The 23,256-nt window shown below is 66.2% G+C and carries 3 protein-coding genes; all 3 read right to left on the reverse strand.

Going from position 1 to position 23,256, the window contains the following annotated elements; translation table 11 throughout:
• From FEZ21_RS16700 to FEZ21_RS16710, 3 genes are read right to left on the reverse strand one after another with little or no spacing between them, the layout of a single operon-like run.
• Positions 1–12,330 carry a non-ribosomal peptide synthetase gene (locus FEZ21_RS16700; protein ID WP_160627880.1) on the reverse strand — a complete coding sequence of 4,110 codons (12,330 nt, stop codon included), beginning with the start codon at positions 12,328–12,330 and terminating at the stop codon, positions 1–3.
• The gene (locus FEZ21_RS16705; RefSeq protein ID WP_160627882.1) at positions 12,327–20,051 is read right to left on the reverse strand and encodes a non-ribosomal peptide synthetase; all 7,725 of its coding nucleotides are present in this window, start codon (positions 20,049–20,051) and stop codon (positions 12,327–12,329) included. Before FEZ21_RS16705 ends, FEZ21_RS16700 begins: the two co-directional genes overlap by 4 nt.
• Before the next feature lie 48 nt (positions 20,052–20,099).
• On the reverse strand, positions 20,100–23,246 hold the full coding sequence (locus tag FEZ21_RS16710; protein ID WP_160627884.1) for an amino acid adenylation domain-containing protein: 3,147 nt from the start codon (positions 23,244–23,246) through the stop codon (positions 20,100–20,102).
• Positions 23,247–23,256 lie beyond the last annotated feature (10 nt).

Genomic DNA, 23,256 nt, shown 5'->3' on the forward strand with positions numbered 1-23,256 from the left:
TCAAACCTCGATTTCATCCAGCCAGCGGGCCATGTCATCCAGGCGCTCGCGATGCTCGACCGCCGCAGCGAACAAATCGCCCGGCAGTTGTAGGGCCAACTTCTGCACGGTGACGTGATCGAAGAAGGCGTTGATCGGCAGGTGACAACCGTGGCGCTGCTGCAGTTGGGCACGCACTTGCATGACGCTCAGGGAGTGCCCGCCCAGTTCGAAGAAACTGTCGGTGACGCCGATCTGCTCCAGCCCCAGTACTTCGAGCCAGATGGCCACCAGCGCCCGTTCGGCATCGCTGCCCGGCGCTACATGGCCGCTGCTTGCGCCCTGCCCTTCGGGTTGCGGCAACTGCTTGCGATCCAGCTTGCCGTTGGCCGACAGCGGCATCGCCGGCAATTGCAGCAGGCGCCACGGCACCATGTATTCAGGAACGTGCTGACCCAGATGAAATTTAAGTGCCGCTTCGTCGATCTCAGTGCCGACCCAGTAACCGAGCAGTTGATTGTCCCGGGCTATCACCACGCATTCGTGCACCGCGGCATGGGCCAGCAACACTGCTTCGATCTCTCCCAGCTCGATTCGCTGGCCGCGCAACTTGACCTGATGATCGAGACGGCCCAGATAGTCGATGGCACCGTCGGCGCGCCAGCGCGCCAGATCGCCACTGCGGTACATGCGCTCGCCGGGAGCACCGTAGGGGTTGGCGACAAAGCGTTCCCCGGTCAACCTGGGACGACCCAGATAACCCCGGGCCAGATTGACCCCGGCGATGTACAACTCGCCGGCCACCCCCACCGGCACAGGATTCAAATCGGCATCGAGAATATGGATTTGCGTATTGGCGATCGGACGCCCGATCGGCACGCTGTTGCCGTCCTCGCGGCAGGCCCATGACGTGACGTCAATGGCCGCTTCGGTCGGGCCATAGAGGTTGTGCAACTGGCTGGCAGTTTGCCCCAGCACCTGACGCTGCAACTCGGCCGGCAAGGCTTCACCGCTGCAAATAATCCGCTTCAGTGAGGTGCAAAGGGGCAGTTCGCCGGCAGACACAAAGGCCTGCAACATCGACGGCACGAAGTGCAGCGTGGTGATGCCGTGCTCGACGATCAATTCGCGCAATATCTGCGGATCACGGTGGGCACCGGGTGGTGCCATCACCAGGGCCGCGCCGCTGAGCAGCGGCCAGAAGAACTCCCAGACCGAGACGTCGAAGCTGTAAGGGGTTTTTTGCAGCACCCGGTCGCCGGGGTTCAGGCCGTATTCGGCCTGCATCCATTGCAAACGATTGAGCAGCCCGGCATGACGATTGCCGACGGCCTTGGGCTTGCCGGTGGAACCCGAGGTATACAGGCAGTACACCAGGTTTTCCGGGCCGATATCGACCTTGGGTGCAGTCTGCGGCTGAGTCGCCAGCGCCAGGTTTTCCAGTGCATGCATCGGTACACCGGCAGCACCGGACCAGCTGTCCAGCAGGTGCGCCTGGGTCAGCAACAACGGGCTGCCACTGTCGGTCAGCATCCCTTGCAACCGCTCCCGCGGGTGGTCCGGGTCCAGCGGCAGATACGCGCCACCGGCCTTGATCACCCCCAGCAGTGCCACCACCAGCTCCACGGAGCGTTCGGCACACACCGCCACCGGTACATCCGGGCCTACGCCCTGAGTTTGCAGCCAGTGGGCCAGTTGATTGGCCCGGGCATCCAGTTCGCCATAGCTCAGTTGCATGTCTCCATACACCAGTGCCAATGCATCGGGGGTGGCGCGCACCTGTTCGCCAATCATCGCCGCCAGGTGCGGATGCTCGGGGTAGCGGTTGGCGGTGGCATTCCACGTCTGAATCTGGCGGGTCTCGGCCGGGCTCAGCAATGTCAGGCTGGCCAGGGGCCGGGTGCTGTCTTCGAACTGTTGCAGCAAACCGCCAAGGTGCTCGCTGAAGCGCACCACGTCGGCTTCGGCAAAGGCGTCCCGGCGATAGCTGAATTCGATCTGCAACTGCGCACCGGCATGGATCACCAGGGTCAGCGGGTAGTGCGTGGTTTCGTGGCGCTGCAGCGGCGAGAAAGCCAGACCGCTGGCTTCGCCAAGGGCCTGTTCCACCGGATAGTTTTCGAACACCAGCAAGGTGTCGAACAGGGCCTGCCCGCCCTGCCCGGCCCAGCCCTGAATCTCGAACAGGGGCGTGTGCTCATGCTCGCGCAACGCGCTGTTGAAGGCCTGCAACTGGCGCAGCCAATCCCCGAGGGGCTGTTGCGCCGGCGGCGTCTGGATCACCGGCAAGGTGTTGATGAACAGCCCCAGGGTACGTTCGGCATCCACCAGTTGCGCCGGTCGCCCGGCCACCGTGGCGCCAAACGCCACCGTGGCCTGGCCGCTGTAGCGTTGCAGCAACAGGCTCCAGGCACCTTGCACCAGTGTGTTGAGGGTCACCCGCTCGCGACGGGCGATGGCCACCAGCCGCGCGGTCTGCTGCGCATCGCACTGCCAGTGGTGCTGGCGGTGACCACTGCCCACGGCTGCACCCTCGACGCTATTGGCCAGCAGGGTCGGCGCGTCCAGCCCGGCCAGACGCTCACGCCAGAAGGCCTGACGCTGGGCCGGGTGACGCTGTTGCAGCCACTGCAGGTAATCGACGAAACGCCCCGCCACTTCGGCGGGCGGTGTGCCCCGGTAGTGCTGCAAGACCTCGGCGATCAGCCGCGACGAGCTCCAGCCATCGAGCAACAGGTGATGACTGCTGAGGATCAATTGGTAGCGCTCATCCTCCAGGCGCACCAGCAACACCCGCAGCAAGGGCGCCCGGGCGAGGTCGAAACCGTCCTCGCGCTCTTCCCGAGCCAGATCCTCCACCGCCGTGACCCGGTCGCTGCGCTCGCGCCAGTCGAGCAGGCGCACCGGCGACGGCACGCTGCGGCGCACGGCCTGCAATGGCTGGTCCAGTCCTTCCCAGAGGAACCCGGTACGCAATACGTCATGCCGGGCCACGGTGCTGTCCCAGGCCTGGGCGAAGCGCGTGGCGTCGAGGCCGTCGATGGCCAGGCTCAACTGGTTGAGATAATGACTTTCGCCGGGGGCCTGCAAGGCATGGAACAACATGCCCTGCTGCAAGGGCGACAGCGGATAGAGCAACTCGGTATCGGCGGGCAGTTGCAAGCGCTCCAGGGCATCCTGATCCAGCGCCGCCAGCGGGAAGTCCGACGGCGTGAAGCGTTGCGCGTCGGGGCTCAGGCAATGTTCGATCAAGCCTTGCAACTCATCCCGGCAAGCAGCGGCCAGACCCTCGACCCAGGCCCTGGACAGCCGCGCGCCGCTGTATTGCCAGTTCATCTGCAATTCACCCTGGCGCACCTGGGCATTGATGATCAATTCGTTGCCCAACGGTGCATCGGCCGCCTGATCGTCACCGCCGCGCTCGGCAGCGATGCTGAACAAGGCCTGGTGATCCAGGCCGCGATCGGTCTGGCCCAGGTAGTTGAAGGTGATCGACGGTTGCGCGGCATCAGCCAGCTCGGCGCGCACCCCGGGCTCGCCGAGATAGCGCAGCAAGCCGTAGCCCATGCCCTGGTCAGGCACCTGGCGCAGTTGTTCCTTGATCCCGCGAATCGCCACCCCCGCAGCCACGCCCGGGTCGGTTTGCAGACGCACCGGATACAGGCTGGTGAACCAGCCCACGCTGCGGCTCAGGTCCACATCGCTACAGCCCGCCGGCACTTCGCGGCCATGGCCCTCGAGGCCGACCAGCAGGCTTTCGCCACCGGTTTCGCGCAGCACCACCCGGGTCAGAGCGGTGAGCAGCAGTTCATCGACGCGACTGCGATAGGCCAGCGGTGCGCGGGTCAGCAACTGCCGGGTCAACGACTGGTCAAGCCGCACCTGGCACTCGCGCACCTGATCGCGGCGGCGACTGCCCGCCGGGTCCAGCAAGGGCAGACTGACCGCCCCCGGGGCCAGGGTGGCGCGCCAGAAGTCCATCTCGGCCAGACGTGCTGGCACCTCGGCCTGCAGCACTTCGCCCCAGCGCTGGAAAGCACTGCTTTTGTTACCAAGATCCAGCGCCTGGCCGGCCTGCAACTGGCCATAAGCGCGCTGCAAGTCTTCCAGCAGAATGCGCCAGGACACGCCGTCCACCACCAGGTGATGGGCGGCCAGCAACAGCCGCTGGCCATCCCCGGTGTCCAGTAACAGACCGCGCAACAGCGGCCCCTCACTCAGGTTCAAGCCGGCCTGAACGATGCTGCAAACGCTGGCCAGTTGCGCCGGGGCGCTGACCCGTACCTGTTCAAGGGGTACCGCCGCCGTGTCGGCGTGACTTTGCTGCCACACCCCCTGGGCGTCCCGGGTAAAGCGCAGGCGCAAGGCATCGTGCTGGGCCAGCAGCGCTTGCAGGGCGCGCTCCAGCAGCAGCGGGTCGAGGTTTTCCCGCGGTTGCAGCAATACCGACTGGTTCCAGTGCTGGCGAACCGTGATCGGGCTGTCGAAGAACCAGGCCTGGATCGGCGTCAGGGCCGCCGGCCCGGTCACCGGGCCCTGGACCCGGGCCACACTTGGCGCAACCCTGGCCACCTGGGCCAGAGCACGAATGGTCTGTTGCTCGAAAACATCCTTGGGGGTCAACAGCACCCCGGCCTGACGGGCACGCCCCACCAGTTGCAGGGAAACAATGGAGTCGCCGCCCAATTCAAAAAAGTTGTCGCTGGCGCCGACCCGCGCCGTACCCAGCAACTGCTGCCAGATCCCGGCCAGCACGGTTTCCACTTCGCCCAGGGGGGCGACGAATTCGCCGTCCTGCACCTGCCAGTCCTGCACCTGCCAGTCCGGGGTCGGCAAGGCCGACCGGTCGAGCTTGCCGTTCGGCGTCACCGGCAACTGCTCCAGCCAGATCAGCCGGGCCGGAATCATGTAGTCCGGCAAATGCCCGACCAGGGCCTGCTTGACCCGCGCTTCCAGGCCCGGCTCGGCGGCCGGGCTGCTGGCCACGCCATAGGCGACCAGTCGCGGGCCGGTGGGTGAAGGCAAGGCCAGCACCACGCACGTCTGCACCTGCGGGTGTTGCTGGATATGCGCCTCGACCTCCCCGGGTTCGATGCGATAACCACGGATCTTGATTTGCTGATCGATGCGGCCGACGTATTCGATCACCCCGTCGACGCCCCACAACACCCGGTCACCGGTGCGGTACATGCGCGCCCCCGGTGCGCCGAACGGGTCAGGCACGAAGCGCTCGGCGCTCATGGCCGGGTGGCGGTGATATTCCCGGGCCAGACCGCTGCCGCCCAGGTACAGCTCGCCACTGACCCCGGCCGGCACCGGCTGCAGGCGCGCGTCGAGAATGTAGGCACGCCGGTCGCCGACAGGACGGCCGATGGGTGCGTAGGCCGACAGGCAGGCCTGACTGGCCGGCACCTTCCACACCAGGGGGGTGACCACGGTTTCGGTGGGGCCATAGCCATTGATCAGGGTGCGCGGCGCCAGGGTCTGGCGGATCAGCTCGAAATTGGCCTGGGGCATGGCTTCACCGCCGAAGGAGTACAGATCCAGCGCCGGGGCACGGCCCCGGGCCCGGGCTTCGGCGGCCAGTTGGGTCAGATACACCGGCGGGAAGCCGGCGTTGGTGACCTGCTGCTCTTCCAGGGTCTGCAGGGTGCGCGCCGCAGACCACAGTTCTTCGTCGCGCAGCACCAGGCTGGCACCGCAGGTCAGTGCAGTCAGCCAGCGCTCATGGGCACCGTCGAAAGCAAAGGAGATAAAGTGGAACTCCCGGGATTCGGCGCTCATGTCGTACAGCGGCGCAGTGGCATCACAGTGCATGGCCAACGGGCCATGGGCCACGGCCACGCCTTTGGGCGTGCCGCTGGAGCCGGAGGTGTAGATCAGGTACGCGAGATTCTGGGCATGCACCTGAACCCCGGGCACCTGATCGCTGTAGTTGTCCAGATCCAGCCGGTCGAGGTCGAGCATGGCCAGACCCGGGGTTTGCGGCAGGCGATCCAGGGCCATCCCCTCGGTGAGCAACAGGCTCATGCCGCTGTCGGCCAGGACGAAACCCAGACGTTCGCGCGGGTAATCCAGAGCCAGGGGGACGAAAGCCGCACCGGCCTTGGCCACTGCCAGCAACGCCACCAGCAGGCGGTTGGAACGCTGCAAAGCGACCCCGACCCGAACCTCGGGTCCGATACCACGGGCGATCAAGGCATGGGCCAGGCGGTTGGCCTGTGCCTCCAGTTCGCCACGGCTCAACTGCTGCCCCTCGCAAATCAGCGCAATGCGCTGCGGATCGGCCGCGGCATGGGCAGCAATACGCTGCTGGACACTGGTGAAGGCCGGGGCCGCGTAGTCCGAGCGGCTCCAGGCCATGAGTTGAGCCTGTTCGCCCGCGCTCAGCGGGCTGAGTGCGGCCAACGGCTGCAGCGCATCGGCACACAGGCCAAGCAACAGCTGCTGCAGGTGTCCGGCCAGGGCCTCGACCCGCTCCGGGGCGAACGCATCACGGCGGTAGCCAAAGGTGATGTCCAGGGTCTCGCCGGCGAAGATCGCCAGGGACAACGGATAGTGGGTGGCTTCAAGGGTGCTGGAGGCTTCGATACGCACGCCGCTGCGCTGGCGCATGGCGTGATCGACCGGGTAGTTCTCGAACACCAGCAGGCTGTCGAACAGGCTTTGACCGCTGAGCCCCGCCCAGCGCTGGATATCGGCCAGCGGAGTGTGCTCGAACTCGCCGGCATCGGCACTGCTGGCCTGCAGCTCGCGCAACCAGTCGCCCACCGGCTGTGCCGGAGCACCGCCAGCGATCACCGGCACGGTATTGATAAACAGGCCCACCACCGCTTCGGCATCATCCAGGGCCGCAGGACGGCCCGAGACCGTGGTGCCGAACACCACCCGGGACTGGCCGGTGTAGGTTTGCAGCAGCAGAATCCATGCGCCCTGCACCAGGGTATTGAGGGTCACCCGCTGGCGCCGGGCAAACTGGCGCAGGCGCTGGCTGTCTGCCGCCGACAGACCGCCACGGATCACCCCGTGACCGAGGGCCTGAGCAAGGTCCCGGGTGTCCCGGGGCGGCAGGCTCTGGGCCAGCAAAGTCGGGCCATCCAGGGTTGCCAGACGCCCTTGCCACCAGGCCTCGGCCGCCTGTTCATCCTGGGCGCCGAGCCAGGCGATGTAGTCGCGATACTGGCTGCGGGGTGCCCGCGGCCGTTCACCGGCGTAATGTTGCAGCACTTCGCCGATCAGTCGCGCGCTGCTCCAGCCGTCCAGCAGGATGTGGTGGAAGGTCCAGATCATCCGGCAGCGAGTGGCGTCCAGACGTAGCAACTGCACCCGTTGCAGCGGCAAGCGGTCCAGCTCGAAACCTTCGGCGCGTTCGCGGCGGGCCCAATCATCCAGCTCTTGCTGGCTGAGCCCGCGGGCGTCGTGCAATTGCGCTACGGCCGGGCCACGGCGCAATACGGCTTGCAACGGCGTATCGAGCCCGCTTTCCCAGAGGAACAGGCTGCGCAAGGTCGCGTGCTGCTCAACCGTGGTTTCCCAGGCCTGCAGGAAGCGTTGCAGGTCGAGGCCTTCGAGCACCACGTCGATCTGGTTGACGTAGGCCGACCGGGCATCCCCTTGCAGGCTGTGGAACAGCAGCCCCTGTTGCAGCGGCGACAGCGGGTACAGGTCCTCGACATCGCGGGCCGCTAGGGGCAAAGCGTCGAGCCGGGCCTGGCTCAAGCCCGCCAGCGGCACATCGGCCGGGGTCAGCGCGGCGTTTTCCGGGATCAGACAATAGGCGCCAAGCAAGCTCAGCTCGGCGCGCAGGTCGTCCAGCAGGGCTTCCAGCTGCGCAGCGCTGTAGTGCCGGGCATCGGCGCGGCCGTCGAATTGCAACTGGCCTTCCACCAGGCGGGCGTTGAGGGTCAAGGCATGGCTCAGCGGTGCAGCATCGTCGCGCTGGCGGCCCTGGGGTTCGCCGGCCAGGGCAAACAGGCGCTGGCCATCGAGGCTGGTGTCGTACTGCCCCAGGTAGTTGAACATCACCTGTGGCCGCGGCTGTGCCTCAAGCAATGCCCGGGCAGACGCCGGGCCGAGATAGCGTAACGCGCCGTAGCCGATGCCCTTGTTCGGCACCTGACGCAGTTGTTCCTTGATCGCCTTGATCGCCGAGCCCAGATCCCCCGGGCCCGGGCTCAGACGCACCGGGTACAGGCTGGTGAACCAGCCGACGCTGCGCTCGATATCCAGGCCTTCGCCGAAAGGTGCGGGCAACGCATCGCGGCCATGGCCTTCGAGCTCGACGCTCAGGCCGTCCTGTGCGCTCTGGCGGCACAGGACCCGGGCCAGGGCCACCAGCAACAATTCATCCAGACGCGTGCGATAGGCCGCCGGCGCCTCTTTTTGCAAACGCCGGGTCAGTTCCGCCGGCAGGCGCAGGCGGCGCTCCACGGCCTGGCCTTCACAGCCCAAAGCCATTAGCGGCTGCCCTGCGGTCTGCGCGCACCAGTAGTGCAGTTCATCGAGCAGCGCCGGGCTGGCGGCGAATGCCTGCAAACGCTGGCCCCACTGGGCGAAGCTGGCGCCCACCGGTGCCAGGGTCACGCTCTGGCCGGCCGTCAGCTGGCGATAGGCCTGCTGCAAATCTTCCACCAGGACACGCCAGGACACGCCGTCCACCACCAGGTGATGAACCACGATCAGCAGGCGCTGGCTGCCATCCCCCAGGGTCAGCAAGGCGGCCCGCAGCAGAGGGCCGCGGCCCAGATCCAGGCTGGTCTGCAAGCGCTCGGCCTCGCGCAGGAACACCTCGGCGTCCGGGGCATCCACTTCCACCAGCCAGTCCTCGGCGCAGTGCTCGCTGTAGCCTTGTTGCCAGACGCCCATGGCGTCCTGTTCGTAGCGCAGGCGCAGGCTGGCATGCTGTTGGGCCAGGGCCGCCAGGCTGGCGCGCAGGGGTTCGACCTGCAGCGCCTGCAACGGGCGCAATAACGCCGACTGGTTCCAGTGCTGACGCTGCGGGATATCCTGGCCGAAAAAATACTGCTGGATCGGTGTCAGTGGCGCCGGGCCGACCGTTACCGCCTGCTGCAGCTCGCCACCCTGGGTCACGCAGCGCGCCGCCCGGGCCAGGGCCGCCAGTGTCGGGTGCAGGAACAGGTCGCGGGGGCTCAGTTGCCAGCCGGCCTGACGCACCCGGCTGATCACTTGCAGGGACAGGATGGAGTCGCCGCCCAGTTCGAAGAAGTTGTCGCCAAGCCCTACCTGATCCTGGCCCAGCACCTCGGCCCAGATGGTCGCCAGGGTCTGTTCGATTTCGCTGCCGGGTGCCAAATAGTCTTCGGTCACCTGCCCCTGGGGTTGCGGCAACTGCTTGCGATCCAGCTTGCCGTTGGCCGACAGCGGCATCGCCGGCAATTGCAGCAGACGCCACGGCACCATGTATTCAGGGAGGTGGCGGGCCAGATGGGCCTTGAGGACATCCTCCTCGATGGCAGCGCCCACCCAGTAGCCGATCAGCTTGTCGTCCCGGGCTATGACCACGCTTTCCTGAACATTGGCGTGGCTCAGCAACAGCGCTTCAATCTCCCCCAGTTCGATACGCAGACCACGCAATTTCACCTGATGATCCAGACGGCCCAGATAGTCGATGGCGCCATCGGCGCGCCAGCGTGCCAGGTCGCCACTGCGGTACATGCGCTCCCCGGGAGCGCCGTAGGGATTGGCGACAAAGCGTTCGGCAGTCAGTGCCGGACGGCCCTGATAGCCCCGGGCCAGATTGACCCCGGCGATGTACAGCTCGCCTGCCACGCCCACCGGCAGCGGATTGAGATCGGGATCAAGAATATGGATTTGTGTATTGGCGATCGGGCGGCCAATGGGCACGCTGTTGCCGTCTTCGCGACAGGCCCAGGAGGTGACGTCGATGGCCGCTTCGGTCGGACCGTAGAGGTTGTGCAACTCGCTGGCGGTTTGCCCCAGCACCTGACGCTGCAACTCGGCCGGCAAGGCTTCACCGCTGCAAATGATCCGCTTCAGTGAGGTGCAAAGGGGCAGTTCGCCGGCAGTCACAAAGGCCTGCAACATCGACGGCACGAAGTGCAGCGTGGTGATGCGGTGCGCGACGATCAGTTCACGCAAGGCCTGTGGATCACGGTGGGCACCCGGTGGCGCCATCACCAGTGCCGCGCCGCTGAGCAGCGGCCAGAAGAACTCCCAGACCGAGACGTCGAAGCTGTAGGGGGTTTTTTGCAGCACCCGGTCGCTGGCATTTAATCCGTATTCGGCTTGCATCCATTGCAGGCGATTGAGCAACCCGGCGTGGCGATTACCGACCGCCTTGGGCTTGCCAGTGGAGCCCGAGGTGTACAGGCAGTACACCAGGTTTTCCGGGTTGATATCGACCTTGGGTGCAGTCTGCGGCTGGGTCGCCAGCGCCAGGTTTTCCAGTGCATGCACCGCTACATCGGCAGCGCCGGACCACTTCTCCAGTAAGTGATTCTGGGTCAGCAACAACGGGCTGCCACTGTCGGCCAGCATCCCTTGCAGACGCTCAAGGGGCAGATCCGGGTCCAGTGGCAGGTACGCGCCACCGGCCTTGATCACCCCCAGCAGCGCCACCACCAATTCCACCGAGCGCTCGGCGCACACCGCCACCGGTACGTCCGAACCAATGCCCTGGCCTTGCAGCCAGTGGGCCAGTTGATTGGCCCGAGCATCCAGCTCGCCATAGCTCAGTTGCGTGTCGCCATACACCAGCGCCAGGGCATCGGGGGTGGTAAGCACCTGTTCGGCGATCAGGGCTGGCAGGCTCGGGTACTGCGGATAGTCTTCGCGGGTGGCATTCCAGCCTGTCAGTTGCTGTTGCTCCGCCGCTGTCAGCGGCTGCAGTTCATGCAGCGCGCGTTGCGGCTGCTCCAGCAATTGCTCGAGCAGGTACAGAAAATGCGTGTGCCAGGCGTGCACGGTGGACGCTTCGAACAGGTCGGTGGCGTAACTGAAGGTGGCGGTGATCTGACCCTGAGGGTTTTCCTCGGTGGTCAGGGCCAGGTCCAGCTGAGCGGTTTCGGCAGCCTGCTCCAGGCGCTCGAACACCAGCCCGCCCGCCTGCAACTGGCTGTCGCCGCGCTGCAAGTGGTTGTACAGCACCTGGAACAGCGGGTTGCGGCCAAGGCTGCGCTGGGGTTGCAGCGCTTCGACCAATTGTTCGAAAGGCAGGTCCTGATGGGCCTGGGCCTGCAACGCTTGCTCACGCACAGCCTTGAGCTGATCGATAAAGGATTGGCGGCGCGAGATCTGCAGCGGCCAGACCTGAGTGTTGACGAAGCAACCGATCAAACCCTGGGTCGCTTGCGCCTGACGATTGGCCACCGGGATCCCGACCCGCAATTGCCCCTGGCCGCACAGGCGGCTGAGCCACACACCGTAGGCGGCCAGCAGAACCATGAACGGCGTGGCCTGTTGCTCCCGGGCGAACTGGCGCAAGCGGCTGCTGGTGGCATCGGGCAAGGTCTTGCCGACCCGCGCCCCACGGTAGCTGGGCAAGCCGGGACGCAGGTGGTCCACCGGCAACTCCAGCACCGGTTCCTCACTGCCCAGGCGCTCGCGCCAATAGGCCAGTTGCTGCTCGCTCTCGCCGGACTCCAGCCACAGCCGCTGCCAGCGCGCATAGTCGCTGTATTGCACATCGAGGTCGGGCAAAGGGCTGGCGTCGCCCCCCAGGTGACGGGCATAACCGCTGGCCATTTCCTGGACAAACAGCTCCATCGACACACCGTCGGCAACGATGTGATGCAGGGTCACCAGCAAGGCGTGACGCTGCTCGGCGCAACGCACCAGACACAGGCGCAGCAAAGGCCCCAGGGTCAGGTCGAAGGGTTGCCGCGCCTGATCCTGGGCCAGGCGCATCAAGGCTGCGTCCCGGGCCCGGGGCGACAATTCGCTGAGGTCTTCGCGAGCGAATACCAGCCCGCACTCAGAGGCGCCATGTACCCGCACCCGGGGCTCGCCGCCCTCTTCGGGAAAGTCGCTGCGCAGTACTGCGTGGCGGGCGACGATATCGGCCAGGGCAGCGTCCAGCGCCGCCTCGTTGAGTTCCCCGGTGAGTTGCAGCCCGCCGGTAATGTGATAAGCGCTTGAGGTCGGTTCCAGTTGCCACAGCAGCCACAGCCGGTGCTGGCTGTAGGACAGCGCACCCGCAGCCCCGGCAGGTGCCGGGACTATTGGCAGACGCCGGGCATCGATGCCTTTTTCCCGCAGCTGTTGCAGGAACAGCCGCTGCTTTTCCCCTGGAAGAGCATTGAGCCGTTCGGCCAGCGGGCGCAACGGATCGTCACGGTGGCTGGGGCCTCGGGCTTGGCTCAGGTCATTCATTCAATGCGCTCCAGTTCATTCAGCAATTGGGTCATGGCGTCCACCTCATCTTCGGGGGCGTGCGCCGGAATGTGCTCCAGGTGCCGAGCAAGCGCCTCGACCGTCGGTGTTTCGAACACCGCGCCGAGGTGAATCTGTACGCCTAACTGGTGGCGAATCTGCGAGGCCAGGCGGGTCGCCAGCAGCGAGTGCCCGCCCAGCTCGAAAAAGTCATCCGTCACACCGACCCGCTCCACACCCAGCACCTCGGACCAGATTCTGGCCAGGGCGCGCTCGGCGTCATTGCGGGGCTCGACATAGCCAGTGGCAGCGGCTTGCGCCTCGACCTGCGGCAACTGCTTGCGATCCAGCTTGCCGTTGGCCGAGAGCGGCATCGCCGGCAATTGCAGCAGTCGCCACGGCACCATGTATTCAGGAACGTGCTGACCCAGATGAAATTTAAGCGCGGCTTCGTCGGCGTCGGTGCCGACCCAGTAGCCGAGCAGCTGATTGTCCCGGGCTATCACCACGCATTCGTGCACCGCGGCATGGGCCAGTAACACTGCTTCGATCTCTCCCAGCTCGATTCGCTGGCCGCGCAACTTGACCTGATGATCCAGACGGCCCAGGTAGTCGATGGCACCGTCGGCGCGCCAGCGTGCCAGGTCGCCACTGCGGTACATACGCTCGCCGGGAGCGCCGTAGGGGTTGGCGACAAAGCGTTCGGCAGTCAGTGCCGGACGGCCCTGATAGCCCCGGGCCAGATTGACCCCGGCGATGTACAGCTCGCCCGCCACCCCCACCGGCACAGGATTGAGATCGGCATCGAGGATATGGATTTGCGTGTTGGCGATCGGACGCCCGATCGGCACGCTGTTGCCGTCTTCGCGACAGGCCCAGGAGGTGACGTCGATGGCCGCTTCGGTCGGGCCGTAAAGGTTGTGCAACTGGCTGGCGGTTTGTCCCAACACCTGACGCTGCAACTCGGCCGACAAGGCTTCGCCGCTGCAAATGATCCGTTTCAGCGAAGTGCAAAGGGGCAGTTCGCCGGCAGACACAAAGGCCTGCAACATCGACGGCACGAAGTGCAGCGTGGTGATGCCGTGCTCGACGATCAGTTCGCGCAAGGCCCGTGGATCACGGTGGGCACCGGGTGGTGCCATCACCAGTGCCGCGCCGCTGAGCAGCGGCCAGAAGAACTCCCAGACCGAGACGTCGAAGCTGTAGGGGGTTTTTTGCAGCACCCGGTCGCTGGCATTTAATCCGTATTCGTCCTGCATCCATTGCAGGCGATTGAGCAACCCGGCATGGCGATTACCGACGGCCTTGGGCTTGCCGGTGGAACCCGAGGTATACAGGCAGTACACCAGGTTTTCCGGGTTGATATCGACCTTGGGTGCAGTCTGCGGCTGGGTCGCCAGCGCCAGGTTTTCCAGCGCATGCACCGGTACACCGGCAGCACCGGACCAGCTGTCCAGCAGGTGTTCCTGGGTCAGCAACAACGGGCTGCCACTGTCAGTCAAAATGCTTTGCAGGCGCTCCCGCGGGTGATCAGGGTCCAGCGGCAAGTACGCGCCACCGGCCTTGATCACCCCCAGCAATGCCACCACCAGTTCCACCGAGCGCTCGGCGCACACCGCCACCGGTACATCCGGGCCAACGCCCTGAGTTTGCAGCCAGTGGGCCAGTTGATTGGCCCGGGCATCCAGTTCGCCATAGCTCAGTTGCGTGTCGCCATACACCAGCGCCAGGGCATCGGGGGTGGCGCGCACCTGTTCGGCAATCAAGGCTGGCAGGCTCGGGTACTGCGCATAGTTGAACCGGGTCGCGTTCCACTGCGAGAGCCGCTGCTGTTCTGCGCTATCGAGCATCTGCAACTGGCCAAGGCGCACCTTTGACGGCCCCTGCGCCTCGGCCGCCATGGCCAGCAGCAGGTTCTGCAAATGCTCACCGAGGCGCGCCACGCTGGCAGGGTCGAAGGCACTCAACAGGTAACTCAATTGCAGGTCCAGGGTGTCACCCGCGTGGATCACCACAGTCAAGGGGTAATGGGTGGTTTCCCGCGAAATCACCTGGCCGAATTGCACGCCGCTGCCGCTGCGCAGGGCGCTGTCCACCGGGTAGTTCTCGAACACCAGCACAGTGTCGAACAGCGCCCGGCCACCCTGCCCGGCCCAACGCTGGATATCGAACAGCGGCGTATGTTCATGCTCACGTACCGCCAGGTTCAGCGATTGCAAATCCCGCAGCCAGTCCCCCAGCAAGCGCTGCGGCCCGGGCGCCTGAATGATCGGCAAGGTATTGATAAACAGCCCCAGCACGTGCTCGGCATCGGCCAGGGCGGTCGGGCGACCGGCCACTGTGGCGCCGAAAGCCACGCTGCGCTGCCCGCTGTAGCGCTGCAACAACAGGCTCCAGGCACCTTGCAGCAAGGTGTTGAGGGTCACCCGCTCGCGCCGGGCAAACGCCCCCAGCGCCGAGGTCACGTCCGGGGCCAGTTGCAGGCGCAAGTCACCATGCCCGCTGCGGGCCGGCACCGCCGGCAAGGCATCGGCCAGCAGGGTCGGTTGCTCCAGCTCGCACAGTTGCTGGCTCCAGAATTGCTGGCTCAACGCGCCATCCTGACGGCCCAGCCAGGCCAGGTAATCGCGGTAGCGGCTGGCCCCCGCCGCGGGCGTCTGACCGCGGTAATGCAACAGCACTTCTTCGATCAGGCGCGCCGTGGCCCAGCCATCGAGCAGGATGTGATGGCGGGTCCAGATCAATTGGTAGGCGCTTTCGCCCAGACGCACCAGCAATACCCGTTGCAGCGGTGGCCGGCGCAGGTCGAAGCCCTGATCGCGCTCGGCATCGGCCAGTTCGGCCAGTTCCAGGCGCGCCTGTTTGGCGCCGCGTTCGCGCCAGTCAAGATGGCGCACCGGCGAAGGTAACTGGCGGTGGATCCATTGCAGGGGCTGGGGCAAGTCGCCTTCCCAGGCGAAACCGGCCCGCAGGATCCCGTGCTCATGGCTGACCCGCTCCCAGGCTGCGGCGAAGCGCAGGCCATCGACATCGCTCAGCGGCACGCAGACCTGATTGACATAGGCACTGCCCGCGGCGCCTTGCAGGGCATGAAACAGCATGCCCTGTTGCAGCGGTGACAAGGGGTAAAGGTCTTCGAGGTCGGCGGCGGCCACCGGCAGTGCGTCCAGTTGCGCCTGACTGATGCTCGCCAGCGGGAAGTCCGAGGGTGTGACCCCGGCAGCGCCGGGGCTCAGGCAATGGTCGATCAGCGTGCCCAGGCTCGCCAGGTAGTCCTCGGCCAGACCTTGCACCAGCTCGCTGTCGAAACGCTCGCAGCCATAGCGCCAGCTCAGTTGCAGGCAGCCGTCGCGCACTTGACCGGTGATCACCCATTCGCTGTCGGCATCGGCACTCGGGTCCAGGGACGCACCCAGGTGTTCCCCGGCCAGGTCGAACAGGCCGTCGGCCAGGCGGCCCGGGTCGAACTGCCCCAGATAGTTGAAGGTGATTTGCGGCGCCGTGCGGCACGCCAGCCGGCGGGCCAGATCGTCCTCGCCCAGATAGCGCAACACGCCGTAGCCCAGGCCCTGGCCGGGCACCTGGCGCACTTGTTCCTTGATCGCCTTGATCGCTTCACCGGGTGCGCGGCTGCCGGGGGCCAGGCGCAACGGGTACAGGGCGGTGAACCAGCCGACGCTGCGGCTCAGGTCCAGTTGGGTCGGGGCATCGGGCCCCGGTGTGCGGCCGTGACTTTCCAGGAGGATGTCCAGTGCCGGCTGACCACTCCATTGGCACAGGGTATGGGCCAGCGCGGCCAGCAGCAGTTCGTCGATCCGCGTGCGATAGGCCGCGTGGGCCGCCCCCAGCAAGGCGCGGGTCCGCGCCGGGTCGAGCTGCACCTGCACCCGGGCCGTCGCGCCGAGGGCACGGCTGCCTTGGGGGCGCGGCACCCGCAACGGGGTTGCCGTGGTCTCGGCATACGCCTGCCAGTAGGCCAGCTCGCTGTCGCCCAGCCCTTGGCGCTGCCAGCTGGCCAGGTGCTCGCCCCAGGCCTTGAAACTGCTGGTACGCGCAGCCAGATGCAGCGCTGAACCGGCCAGCGCCTGGGTATAAAGCTGTGCCAGATCTTCGAGCAGGATGCGCCAGGACACGCCATCCACCACCAGGTGATGGGCCACCAGCAACAGCCGTTGCTGACCATCGCCCAGTTGCATCAGCACTGCCTTGAACAAAGGCCCCTGACCCAATTGAAAACCGCGCTGGGCCGCTTCGCATACGGCGCTGATCGCCTCGGGCCGGCTCAGGGTCAAGCACTCCAGCAACCCGGGGGCGTCGGTGCCATGACTGGCGCTCCACTGCCCGTCCAGCTGCCGGAATTGCAGGCGCAAAGCATCGTGGTGGGCGAACAGCGCGGTCAGTGCCTCATCCAGAGCAGCAGGCTCCAGGCTGTGCAGCGGGCGCAGCAATAATGCCTGGTTCCAGTGGCCCGCAACCGGCACCGCCTGGGCGAAAAAATGCGCCTGAATCGGGGTGACCGGGGCCGCGCCCTGAACCGGACCGCTGTCAGCGCTGGCCTGCTCCAGAGGTACGGCGACACGGGCCAGGGCAGCGATGGTTTGATGCTCGAACAGGTCCCGCGGATTGAGCTGCCAACCGGCGCGGCGCATCCGGCTGATCACTTGCAGGGACAGAATGGAATCGCCCCCCAGCTCGAAGAAATTGTCGCTGATCCCGACCTGTTCCTGACCCAGCACCTCGGCCCAGATGGTCGCCAGGGTCTGCTGGATTTCGCTGGCGGGTGCCACATAGTCTTCGGTCACCTGCCCCTGGGGTTGCGGCAACTGCTTGCGATCCAGCTTGCCGTTGGCTGACAGCGGCATCGCCTCCAACTGCAGCAGGCGCCACGGCACCATGTATTCAGGAAGGTGGCGGGCCAGATGGGCCTTGAGTGCTTCTTCCTCGATGGCAGCGCCCACCCAGTAGCCGATCAGCTTGTCGTCCCGGGCTATGACCACGCTTTCCTGAACATTGGCGTGGCTCAGCAACAGCGCTTCAATCTCCCCCAGTTCGATACGCAGACCGCGCAATTTGACCTGATGATCCAGACGGCCCAGATAATCGATGGCGCCATCGGCGCGCCAGCGTGCCAGGTCGCCACTGCGGTACATGCGCTCCCCGGGAGCGCCGTAGGGATTGGCGACAAAGCGTTCGGCGGTCAGCGCAGGACGACCCAGATAACCCCGGGCCAGATTGACTCCGGCGATGTACAGCTCACCTGCCACTCCCACCGGCACAGGATTGAGCTCGGCATCGAGAATATGGATTTGCGTATTGGCGATCGGGCGGCCAATGGGCACGCTGTTGCCGTCTTCGCGGCAGGCCCAGAAAGTGACGTCGATGGCCGCTTCGGTCGGGCCGTAGAGGTTATGCAACTGGCTGGCGGTTTGTCCCAGCACCTGACGCTGCAACTCGGCCGGCAAGGCTTCTCCACTGCAAATGATCCGTTTCAGTGAGGTGCAAAGGGGTAGTTCGCCGGCAGACACAAAGGCCTGCAACATCGACGGCACGAAGTGCAGCGTGGTGATGCCGTGCTCGACGATCAGTTCACGCAAGGCCTGTGGATCACGGTGGGCACCCGGCGGCGCCATCACCAGTGCCGCGCCGCTGAGCAGCGGCCAGAAGAACTCCCAGACCGAGACGTCGAAGCTGTAGGGGGTTTTTTGCAGCACCCGGTCGCTGGCGTTCAGGCCGTATTCGGCCTGCATCCATTGCAGGCGATTGAGCAACCCGGCGTGGCGATTACCCACCGCCTTGGGCTTGCCGGTGGAACCCGAGGTATACAGGCAGTACACCAGGTTTTCCGGGGCGATATCGACCCGGGGCGCGGTCTGCGGCTGGGTCGCCAGCGCCAGGTTTCCCAGTGCATGTACCGGTACATCGGTAGCGCCGGACCACTTCTCCAGTAAGTATTTCTGGGTCAGCAACAACGGGCTGCCACTGTCGGCCAGCATCCCTTGCAGACGCTCAAGGGGCAGATCCGGGTCCAGGGGCAGGTACGCGCCACCGGCCTTGATCACCCCCAACAGCGCCACCACCAATTCCACCGAGCGCTCGGCGCACACCGCCACCGGCACGTCCGGACCAATGCCCTGGCCTTGCAGCCAGTGGGCCAGCTGATTGGCCCGGGCATCCAGCTCGCCATAGCTCAGTTGCGTGTGGCCATACACCAGTGCCAGGGCATCGGGGGTGGCACGCACCTGTTGCGCAATCAGGGCAGGAAGGTTCGGGTACTCGGGGTAGCGGCTCGCTGTCGCGTTCCATGTAGTGAGTTGCGCCTGCTCGCCCGCGTCCAGCAACGGCAGGCTGAACACCGGACGGTCGGGCGCTGCGAGCATGCCCTGCAACAGCTGGCACAGGTGCTGGCCGAGGCGCTCAATGGTCGGGGCGTCGTAGAGCTCAGTCACATACTCCAGACGACAATCGATGGCGTCGGGGCCGGCGATAACATCCAGGGTCAGGTCGAAACGCGCGCTTTCCAGCTCGACATCCAGCACCTCCACCTCCAGCCCCGGCAACTGCAAGGGCTGGGCGTCCCGTGAGTGGCGGAAGTTGAACAGCACCTGGAACAGCGCCGTGTGGCGCAGGTCGCGGGTCAGGTTGAGACCGTCCAGCACGCACTCGAAGGGAAAGTCCGAGTGTTCCAGGGCAATCCGGCTTTCATCCCGCAGGCGGCTGCACAGCTCGCGGGTGGTCAGTTGTGGATCGAGCCGGGCGCGATAGACCTGGGTGTTGACGAAGAACCCGACAATCTCCTGGACCTGGGCATGGCTGCGTGCGGCGTTGGGCACACCGACCGCGAAATCGCGCTGGCCGCTGTAGCGCGCCAGCAGTACTTGCCAGGCCCCCAGCAGCAGCACGAAGGGCGAGCAATGTTGCGCCCGGCACCATTCACGCAGCGCTCGGGCCACAGCGTCCGGCAGCCGGAGATCATGGCGCGCGGCCTGCAGCCGTGGCGCTGCGCTGCGCGGGCGGTCGCTGGGCAATTCCAGCACCGGCACGTCCTGGCCCAGGTACTGGCGCCAGTAGCCCTGGCCTGCAGCAGCGCCCTGGCCAGCAAAGTGCTGGCGCTGCCAGGTCGCGTAGTCGGCGTACTCCAGGGACAAACCCGGCAACGGCCGGTCATTGCCGTCCAGAGCCGCGGCATAGGCCCGGCCCAGGTCGGCGATCAGCAACGGGTTGGACCAGGCATCGGCGACGATGTGGTGCAGGCACAACAGCAACACCGACCCCTCGCCGTCGCACAACAGGCTGGCCCGCAGCAACGGTGCGCAACCGAGGTCAAACGGCACGGCAACCCGCTGGCGCAGTTCGGCTTGCAGGTCGGCGCCGGCCGCCAGGGTCACGCATTCAAGATGAAAATCCACAGCGGGTTCGATGACCTGCAGCGGCTGCTCATCCACCAGCACGAAGCGGGTGCGCAGGCTGGCATGGCGCTCGATCAGGCGGCGCAAGGCGGCCTCCAGGGCCCCGACATCCGGCCGGCCCTGAATCCGCAGCGCCCGGGCCGAGTTATAAGCCGGGCTCTGTACTTCGTACTGCTGGAGAAACCACAAGCGGCGCTGGGCGAATGACAGCGGCGCCGGCCCCGGCTCGGTGCGCCGGCCCGGCCCGACGGGTGCGGCTGGCGCGTCATCATCAAGTAACAGGGCAAGCAATTGGTCGCGGTCGATATCGGTCATGGTCAATCCAGTGCGGAATAAAAAAAGCCGGCCTCAGCCGGCCTGTTTTCAGTGGGTCGTCAGGCCCCGGGCGGCGCGGGCCTGGGCCAGTAGCTCGGCGCGTTGTTGATCGCTGAGGCTGTCGAGCTCGCGGCGCAGGCGAGCGATCTTTTCCAGGCGCAGGGGCTCTGCAAGTTCACCGAGGGCCTCGGCCAGACCGGCGGCACTGGGATGATCGAACACCAGCCCGGGGGCGACTTCGAGCTTGAACATCGTGCGCAGGCGCGCCACCAGCTTGATCACCAGCAGTGAGTGGCCACCGGCCTCAAAGAAGTCGTGGTCCACCCCCAAAGCGTCCGGCGGGCACTCCAGCAATTCGGCCATGGCATCGCGCAGGCAGGCTTGCAGTTCGCTGGTGGGGGCCCGTACCGGTTGCCGGGGTACCTGCTGGCCCGGATCGGGCAAGGCTGAGCGATCGACCTTGCCGTTGGCCAGACGGGGCAGGCTCGGCATGGCCAGCAAGCGCGCCGGGCACAAGGCTTCAGGCAGGCGCGCGGCCAGGGCCCGGGGCAACTGTTCCAGGGCACCTTCAGCGGCATCCTCGTTGAGCACCACGTAGGCGATCAGGCTGGCCGCGCCATCGCCGGGCGACCACAGCCGGGCCACAGCCTGTTCGACCCCGGGCAAGGCCAGCAGCGCCGCCTCGATTTCACCCAGCTCGATGCGCTGGCCGCGCAACTTGACCTGCTGGTCCTGACGGCCAACCAGTTGCAGGCCGCCTTCGGCCCGATAGCGGCCCAGGTCGCCGGAGCGATACAGACGCTGCCCCGCCAGGAACGGATCCTCGATAAAGCACTCGGCACTGGCTTGCCCCAGGTAGCCACGGCATAGCTGGGCTCCGCCGATGTACAGCTCACCCAGGGCACCGGTGGGTACCAGTCGCAGGCGCTGGTCCAGCAGGTACACGCGATTGCCGTCAAGGACACGGCTCAGGGGCACCCGCTCATCGCGGTCCGGGGCGTCGGCCCGCAGGGGGTGAAACATCACCCCGACCGTGGTTTCGGTGGGGCCGTAGTGGTTGAACAGGCGCAAGCCCGGCGCCCGCTTGAACAGTTGCTCCACCAGACGTTGCGGCGTGGCTTCGCCCCCCAGGATCAGGGTTTCGGGCAACGGCGGGGTATGTCCTTCGAGCAAGGCCGCCAGGTGCGAAGGCACGAATTTCGCCACGTCCGGTCGTTCCCGAAGCAAAAAGCGGCTGAATGCCGCGCCATCCACAAGATCCTCCGCGGCGGCGATCACCAGCCCGGCGCCGACCTGCCAGGCGCCGAACAGCAAGGTGTGGCCCAGGTCGACGCTTAGCGGACTGGTGAGTGCCAGGCGCATGCCGGCTTGCAGACCGAGGGCTGCGCTGGCCGAGCGGGCGTAGTTGCCCAGCGCGCCGTGCTCCACAAGCACGCCCTTGGGTGCCCCGGTCGAGCCGGACGTAAATAGCAGGTACGCCAGGTGCCGGTCAGTCAGTTGCGGTGCCTGGAACGGCAATTCGGCATCCCTGCCCGCCTGCTCCAGACTGGCGCTCGGCCAGGGGCCACGAGCACTGCTGGACGCCGGATCGCACAGCACCAGTGCCGGTTCGGCGCGGGTCAACAGATCGTGACGGCGCTCCGCCGGCCAGGCCGGTTCCAGCGGCAAGTAGTAAGCCCCGGCCACCAGCACCGCAAGGATATGCAGCACCCCTTGCAACGAGCGCTCGGTCTCGATGGCCACGCATTGCCCCACGCCGACACCCTGCCCTTGCAACCAGCCGGCCATGCGTGTGACGGTCTGCTGCAAGCCGGCATAATCCAGCTGCTGGCGGCCATCGCTGAGGGCCATGGCCTGCGGGGTTTGCCGGGCATGCCGGGCCAGACACTGCGCCAGCCCGTCATTGCTCTGCACCGGCTGCTGCGGGGCCAGGCCCGACAGCCGCTGGCGCTCCCGGGCGCCCACCGGCTCCAGGTCGTCGAGGGTCACGGCGCCATCACCCGGCAGCTGTTGCAGCAGGGTGCGGTACTGTTCCAGCAGCACCTCGATACTGGCGGCGCTGTAGGCCGCGCCATTGGCCTGGATATTCAGGAACAGGGTCTGGCCCCGGACCCGGGCACTCAACAACAATTCGAAGGCCCCCCGGTGCGGATAGGCAAGCACCTGGCGTGGATCGATGTGCGCCTGTTCAAAGACAAACCCCGCCAGCAGCGGCGCGGCGCTGGTGGGCGCCTCGATCGGGCAGTACTCCTGCCAGCCCAGATGATCCCCCAGGCGTTCTTCGGCCTGTTGCAACCATTCGCCGAGATGGCGCGCCGGGTCCAGCTCGACCCGCAACGGCAGGATTTTTTCGAACACCCCCAGGGTGTTCTCGAAGTGGTCGTAGTCGCTGCGGCAATCATGCAACCAGCCAGCGACAAAACCGCGCTGACCGCTCAGGCGCCCCAGCAGCACCCACCACAAGCCTTGCAGCACCAAGTCCAGAGGCTGGCCGAGGAAGTCGGCCAGGGCCAGGGCGCCATCCAGATCCGACAGCGGCACTTCCAGCTGCAGGGTCTGACGCAGCGCCCCTGAGGGCTGCGGGTTGCCGCGCAGGCCCAGATGCAGGGCGTCACCCCGGGCCGGATCAACCCCGGCGTGTTGCCAATAGGCACGGCCCTGGGCAGCGTCTGCATCGGCGGCCATGTCCTGGCGCCATTGCACATAGTGTTCGTAGCCCACTTCGTTGAAGGTCGGCGCCTCACCATTGGCCAGCGCCAATACCTCAGCCACCAGTTGCTCCAGGCTCGGTGGGTCCAGGGCCAGGGCAGCGGCAACGAATTCCAGCTCGACCCCGCCGTTGGCCAGGGTACGCTGGCTGACCGCCAGCACTTCGTCCGGGGCCAGGTTCAAGGCCGCTGCCTGGGTGTCCAGCCCGACCCAGCGTATTGCCCCACCCTGATTGGGCAAGGCCTGACGCCAACCACGCAACCCCGGTACTTGCAGCCAGCAGGCGGCGAGAATCGGCTGGCTCGCCGAATAGCCTTGCAGGGCCGCCTGGATGTCCGCCGGCACCTGTGCCGCAGTCAGCGCCAGGCGCAGTCGATGGCTGCCGGCGTCAGCCCGGGCCGGATCATGGCCGAGCAGGCAGGCACGCTGCTCGGGGCTCAGGGCCAGGGTCTGTGGTGCGGTCAAATCAAGACTCAAATCATTCATCACAGTGTCC

It is taken from the genome of Pseudomonas sp. 9.1(2019) (assembly GCF_009910445.1).
Lineage (GTDB): Bacteria > Pseudomonadota > Gammaproteobacteria > Pseudomonadales > Pseudomonadaceae > Aquipseudomonas > Aquipseudomonas paraversuta.

Bases quoted from the DNA above. Each gene is read 5' to 3' on its own strand.
- FEZ21_RS16705 (WP_160627882.1), bottom strand. From the start codon at position 20,051: ATGACCGATATCGACCGCGACCAATTGCTTGCCCTGTTACTTGATGAT.
- FEZ21_RS16700 (WP_160627880.1), bottom strand. From the start codon at position 12,330: ATGAATGACCTGAGCCAAGCCCGAGGCCCCAGCCACCGTGACGATCCG.
- FEZ21_RS16710 (WP_160627884.1), bottom strand. From the start codon at position 23,246: ATGAATGATTTGAGTCTTGATTTGACCGCACCACAGACCCTGGCCCTG.